Here is a 6,208-nt window from a genome sequence, read left to right as displayed (position 1 = left end):
GCTCAGTCCCAAGCCTCGCCTCCAGGAGACGCAACGCCATGCCTGAAACCGCCATCGCCGATATCCATATGCTCGACAGCGGCTATTCCCGCGAAGCCCGTTCGTTGCTCTACCAGGCCTATCGCCATGAGCCGACCTTCAGCTACCTGTTCGAGTCCGAGCGTCCCGGTTATGAACAGCGGGTACGGGCGACCGTGCGTGAACTGGTCAAGCAGCATTTCCTCCAGGACCTGCCGGCCATCGGCCTGCTGGTCAACGACCGCCTGATAGGCATCGCCCTGATCGCCCCGCCGCAGCGGCGCCTGGGCATTACCGAGAGTTGGGCCTGGCGCCTGCGCATGGTCTTGAGCACGGGGTTGCGCTGTACCCGACGGTACCTGGACTATCACGCCGCCGTGCTGGCCTGCCTGCCGTCGGACGCGGTGCACGTATTGCCATTGCTGGGCGTTCATCCGCAATTCCAGGGCAAACACTACGGCGAACAGTTGCTCGAGGCGGTGCACAACTGGTGTGCCGTGGACGAGCATTCCCAAGGCGTGGTGCTGGACACTGGAAATCCCCGTTATCTCGAATTTTATAAACGCCAGGGTTATGAGGAAATTGGCGAAATTGCGGTAGGACCGATCCGCGAGCATGTTTTCTTTCATGCGAACCCGCAGGTCCTGCAGAGCGCGACGGCTTAGTCAGACGAACTTTTGGGAATCGTCTGGCTCTATCAGGCTCCCAACCTCGTGATAGCATCCGCGCCATGAATTTCCCAGGACGAATGACCGGTGGCGCGCTCTTGCTGTCTCTCAGCTGCGTGGCGCTGGCACAAAGTGAATTGGATGTGCGGGTCAAACCGTCCAATGATGAACTCAAGGCCAACGTAGAAGGCTACATCGGTGGTGTGGGCGATCGTGACGAAGAGGCGTTGCTGCGCTTCAGTCGCGGCGCCGAGGAACAGGCACGCAAAGCGGCCCAGGCGCTGGGCTATTACCAGCCGCAGATCGACAGCGAGGTCACGACGGGCAAGGCGCCGCGCCTGATCCTGTCCATCGACCCCGGCGAGCCGGTGCACTTGCGCAATGTCACGATCCGCATCGACGGTCCGGCGGCGTCGCTCAAGGGCTTCCGCGTGCCAGACAATGCAGGGCTCAAACCCGGCGCGGTGCTCAATCATGGTCGCTATGAAGACGCCAAGCGATCGATCCTGAACCAGGCTTCGCGTTATGGCTTTTTCAGTGGGCGATTCGTCAGCCAGATGTTGCGTGTGGACCCGCAAGCCGGCATTGCCGACATCGAGTTGATCTACGACAGCGGCCCACGCTATGCCCTGGGTCCGGTCGGTTTCGAAGGCGACACACCCTTCGACGAAGACCTGCTGCAACGCATGGTGCCGTTCAAGGCCGGCACGCCCTATGACTCCGAACTCATCGCCGAACTCAACCAGGCCTTGCAATCGAGCGGCTATTTCGAGGGCGTCCGGGTCGATGCGGCACCCACCGCGGCCACCGACAACATCATTCCGGTCGCGGTCAAGCTCGACACACGCAAGCCTCGCACCATGGGGTTGGGGCTGGGTTTTTCCACCGACGTCGGGCCACGGGCCAAGGCCAACTGGACGCGTCACTGGGTCAATCCGCAAGGGCACAGCTACGGTTGGGAAGCGGAAGTCTCGGCGCCCCGGCAGAACGTCGGCCTCTGGTACGACGTGCCGCTGGACCCACCGCTCACCGACAAGCTGCGCTACGCCGGTGGTTATCAATACGAAGAACTGGCCGGCACCGACACCCTTAGTAAGTTGCTGACCGTAGGGCCGGAATGGCACAGCAAGTTGCCCAGCGGCTGGCAGCGGGTGGTGTCGCTCAAGTGGCAGCGCGAGGAATACCGTCTCGGCGACGATTCCGGCCTGAGCACATTGCTGATGCCAGGCGTCAGCTATTCATACCTGCGCAGCGACAACCGTATCGACCCGCACCATGGCTATCGCCTGCAATTCGACACCAAGGTCGCCAAGGAAGGGCTGGGCTCGGACAATAACCTTTTATACGGCACCGCCATGGTCAAGGGCCTGACCACGGTGTTCGACAAGCATCGTTTCCTGGCACGGGCCCAGATCGGTGGCAGCGCAACCAACGGCTACACGTCCATTCCACCGTCCCTGCGATTTTTCGCCGGTGGCGACCAGAGCGTGCGCGGCTACGACTACCAGAGCCTGTCGCCGGAGAACGCCGAAGGTGATCGCATCGGCGGGCGCTACATGGTGGCCGGCAGCCTCGAGTATCAATATTCGGTTGCGGAAAAGTGGCGGGTGGCGACCTTCGTTGACCAGGGCAACTCTTTCAACAGCCTCGACCTGCCGAGCCTCAAGACCGGCGTGGGCATCGGCGTGCGCTGGGTGTCGCCGGTCGGCCCGATCCGCCTCGACCTGGCCCACGCGCTGGACGACGAGGGCGGCATTCGATTGCACTTTTCCATGGGGCCTGAGTTGTGAATCGCGGTTTGAAAGTAACCTTGCTGGCGCTCGGCGGGCTGTTGGTGACCGTCGCGTTGGCCTTGAGCATCCTGCTGGGCACGGCATTCGGCAGCCGCTGGGCCCTCGGCCTGGTGCCGGGTCTGACCGTGGAGAATTTCCAGGGACGGTTGGGCGGCCAATGGAGCGCCGACCGGGTGCTGTGGCAACAGGACGCCAGCCGGGTCGAACTTAATCAGCCGATATTCGCCTGGTCGCCGTCGTGCCTGTTGCGCATGACCCTGTGCATCGATCAGCTCAAGGCCGACAACATCGCCTTGCAACTGCCGGCCTCTTCCGATGAGCCAAGCGGCGGTCCGATCAGCCTGCCGGACCTGGACTTGCCACTGGCGATCGAGCTGGGCGACGTCCAGGTGGGCAGCCTGTCGTTCAACGGCACGGAACAGCTCAAGGGTTTGCAACTGGCGGCGCACTGGACGGCCGAGGGTTTGCAGGTCGACTCGGTGCAACTGCAGCGCGACGAATTGAGCCTGAAGCTGTCCGGCCTGTTGCAGCCGCGTGGGAACTGGGCGCTGAGTGCGGCGGGTCAACTGACGCTGCCGGCACCGGGTGCGACGCCTTGGGCGCTGGAGCTCAAAGTCGACGGCGAGTTGCTCAAGACCCTCAACTTGACCGCCGACAGCAGCGGTTATCTGCAAGGCCACCTCAGTGGCGAGCTGCAACCCCTGGCCGACAACCTGCCGGCCAAGGTGCGCATCACCGCCGACGGTTTCAAGGCCAGTGCCGATCTACCGGACACACTGCTGCTGAATCAGTTGGAACTGACCGGCGAAGGCAACCTGAAAAACGGCTATCAACTGCTAGGCAAGGCGACCCTTCCCGCTGAAAAAGGACCGGTGGCGTTGCTGTTGCAAGGCAAGGTTGACGCCAATGGCGCACAAATCGCTGGCCTCGACCTGGAGGCGGGCGACCAGCAAAGCCTCAAGCTCAGCGGGCAGTTGGATTGGCGCGAAGGCCTGAGCGCCGAAGCGAAAATCGCCTGGCTGGATTTTCCCTGGCATCGCCTCTATCCGCTGATCGACGAACCGCAAGTCACGCTGCGCCGTTTCACCGGCGAAGTCTCGTACACCGATGGCAAATACCTCGGTAACTTCCAGGCGGCGTTGGACGGTCCGGCCGGGGCGTTCAGCCTGGACAGCCCGTTCAGTGGCGACCTGACGCAGATCCATTTGCCACAGCTCAAGCTTGCCGCTGGGCAGGGCAAGGCCGAAGGGCACTTGAGCCTGCAATTTGCCGACGGCATCGCCTGGGATACGGCGCTGCAATTGTCGGCCATCAACCCGGCGTATTGGCTCGGTGAACTGCCCGGCACGCTGGCCGGGCCGTTGCGCAGCAAGGGGGCGATGAAAAACGAGCGCCTCGAGCTCGACGCGGACCTGGACCTCAAGGGCAAGCTGCGCGGCCAGCCGGCGCTGTTCCAGGCCAAGGCCAGCGGCGCCGGCGAACAATGGGACGTCGGCGCGCTGGACATTCGCCTGGGTGACAACCGCATCAACGGCACGGGCAGCCTGCAGCAGAAACTGGGCGGCCGGATCGACATCAAGCTGTCCAGGCTGGCCCAACTCTGGCCACAACTGCGCGGCCAAGTCACCGGCCGCGTCGATCTGGCCGGCACCCTCAAGGCGCCCCAAGGTAAGCTTGACCTGCAAGGCACGCAACTGGCTTTCCAGGACAACCGCCTGCAAAGCCTGAACCTGGACGCGACGCTCGACAGCGGGCAGCGGGGCAAGGTCGACCTGAAGGCAAGTGGCATCCGGGCCGGCGAAACGTCGCTGGGCGTGTTGACAGTCAGCGGTCAGGGCGACATCAAGCAACAGAAGCTCAATCTCGACTTGCAAGGGTCCCAGTTGGAAACCACCTTGGCCCTCGACGGTTCGCTCGACCAAGGCAACTGGCGCGGACGCCTCGCCAGCGGCGACGTGCAGGTCGGCGGGCAAACCTGGCGCTTGCAGGCGCCGGCGAAACTGGAGCGCCTGGCCAACGGTACGCTGAACTTCGGTGCGCACTGTTGGCGGTCTGGTCAAGCGAGCCTGTGTGGCGAGGACCAGCGGCTGATGCCGGAACCGAAATTGCGCTATCACCTCAAACAGTTCCCCATCGAAAGCCTGGCCCAGTGGATGCCCAAGGACTTCGGCTGGCGAGGCCAGCTCAATGCCGACCTGCAACTGGACCTGCCGGCCAACGGCCCGAACGGCCGCGTGTTGGTGGATGCCAGCGGCGGTACTTTGCGGATTCGAGATAAGGAGCAGGACAAGGGGCAATGGCTGGATTTCCCCTACCAGACCCTGACGCTCAACAGCCGCCTGACGCCGACGCGCATCGATACCGATATCAGTTTCGTCGGCGCGAGGCTGGGTGAGCTGACGCTCCAGGCGCGGATCAACCCGTTGCCGGCCAGCAAGCCTTTGAGCGGCTCCTTCCGACTCAATGGTCTGGACCTGTCGGTGGCCCGGCCGTTCGTGCCAATGGTGGAAACCCTGACCGGCCATCTGAATGGCAGCGGCACGCTGTCCGGTGGATTGCTCGCGCCCCAGGTCAACGGCAACCTGGTGCTCAGCGACGGCGAAGTGTCCGGCCCGGAACTGCCGATCAGCCTCGAAGCCCTGCAGCTGCGGGCCATGATCGCCGGTGATACGGTAAGGCTCGATGGCGCCTGGAAAAGTGGCAAGAGCGGGCAGGGCAGCCTGACCGGAAGCATTGGCTGGGGCGAGGCACTGACCCTGGACCTGGCCCTCAAGGGCTCGCAACTGCCGGTCACTGTCGAACCCTACGCGGTGCTGGACGTGGCGCCGGACCTGAACATCACGATGCAGGGCGAACGACTTTCGATTGCCGGCAAGATCTTGGTGCCCAAGGGCGAGATCACCATTCGCGAGCTGCCGCCGTCCACGGTCAAGGTATCGGATGACACGGTGATCGTCGGCCACCAGACCGAAGAGGGCAAGGCGCCAATGGCCATGGCGATGGACATCGATGTCATCGTCGGCCAGGAAAAACTCGCCTTCTCGGGTTTTGGCCTGACGGCCAACGTCCAAGGCCAGGTCCACATCGGCGACAACATGGACACGCGCGGCGAGCTCTGGCTCAACGATGGAAAATACCGGGCCTACGGACAACGGCTGACGGTACGCCGGGCGCGATTGCTGTTTGCCGGGCCGATTGACCAGCCATACCTGGACATCGAGGCGATCCGCCAGACCGACGATGTGATCGCCGGTATTCGTTTGAGCGGCAGCGCCGAGCAACCGACCACGCAGATTTTCTCGGAGCCGGCCATGAGCCAGGAACAGGCGTTGTCCTACCTGGTGCTGGGCCGACCGTTGAGCACCACCGGCGAGGACAACAACATGCTCGCCCAGGCCGCGCTGGGCCTGGGCTTGATGGGCAGCGCCGGCGTGACTACCAGCCTGGGCAACAACCTGGGGATCAAGGATTTCCAGCTCGACACCCAGGGCAGCGGCAACGACACCAGCGTGGTCGCCAGTGGCAACCTGTCGGAAAAACTCAGCCTGCGCTACGGCGTGGGTGTGTTCGAGCCGGCCAATACCATCGCGTTGCGCTACAAGCTGAGCAAGAAGGTCTACCTCGAAGCCGCGAGTGGCGTCGCCAGTTCGCTGGATATCTTCTACAAGCGCGATTTCTGATCCCTTCCCAAAAAACAAAATCCCCTTGTGGGAGCGAGCTTGCTCGCGA

3 protein-coding genes are annotated in these 6,208 nt (G+C 63.2%); all 3 read left to right on the top strand.

The genetic code is table 11. The annotated features are described in order from the left end of the window. The first annotated feature begins 38 nt into the window (after positions 1 to 38). A complete protein-coding gene (locus tag OC610_RS19025; RefSeq protein WP_264429838.1) occupies positions 39 to 683 on the top strand; it encodes a GNAT family N-acetyltransferase in 645 nt (214 codons plus the stop codon). 65 nt (positions 684 to 748) lie between these two features. Next, positions 749 to 2,476, top strand: a complete 1,728-nt coding sequence (locus tag OC610_RS19020; RefSeq protein WP_264429837.1) for an autotransporter assembly complex protein TamA — start codon at positions 749 to 751, stop codon at positions 2,474 to 2,476. After that, positions 2,473 to 6,159, top strand: coding sequence for a translocation/assembly module TamB domain-containing protein (locus OC610_RS19015; RefSeq protein ID WP_264429836.1), 3,687 nt, complete (start codon positions 2,473 to 2,475; stop codon positions 6,157 to 6,159). The genes OC610_RS19020 and OC610_RS19015 overlap by 4 nt, the downstream gene beginning before the upstream one ends. Positions 6,160 to 6,208 lie beyond the last annotated feature (49 nt).

It is taken from the genome of Pseudomonas agronomica, assembly GCF_025917275.1.
GTDB lineage: Bacteria > Pseudomonadota > Gammaproteobacteria > Pseudomonadales > Pseudomonadaceae > Aquipseudomonas > Aquipseudomonas agronomica.
The sequence above is the reverse complement of the archived record's forward strand: the minus strand, read 5'-3'. Positions and strand labels throughout refer to the sequence as shown.

Bases quoted from the DNA above. Each gene is read 5' to 3' on its own strand.
- OC610_RS19025 (WP_264429838.1), top strand. From the start codon at position 39: ATGCCTGAAACCGCCATCGCCGATATCCATATGCTCGACAGCGGCTAT.
- OC610_RS19020 (WP_264429837.1), top strand. From the start codon at position 749: ATGAATTTCCCAGGACGAATGACCGGTGGCGCGCTCTTGCTGTCTCTC.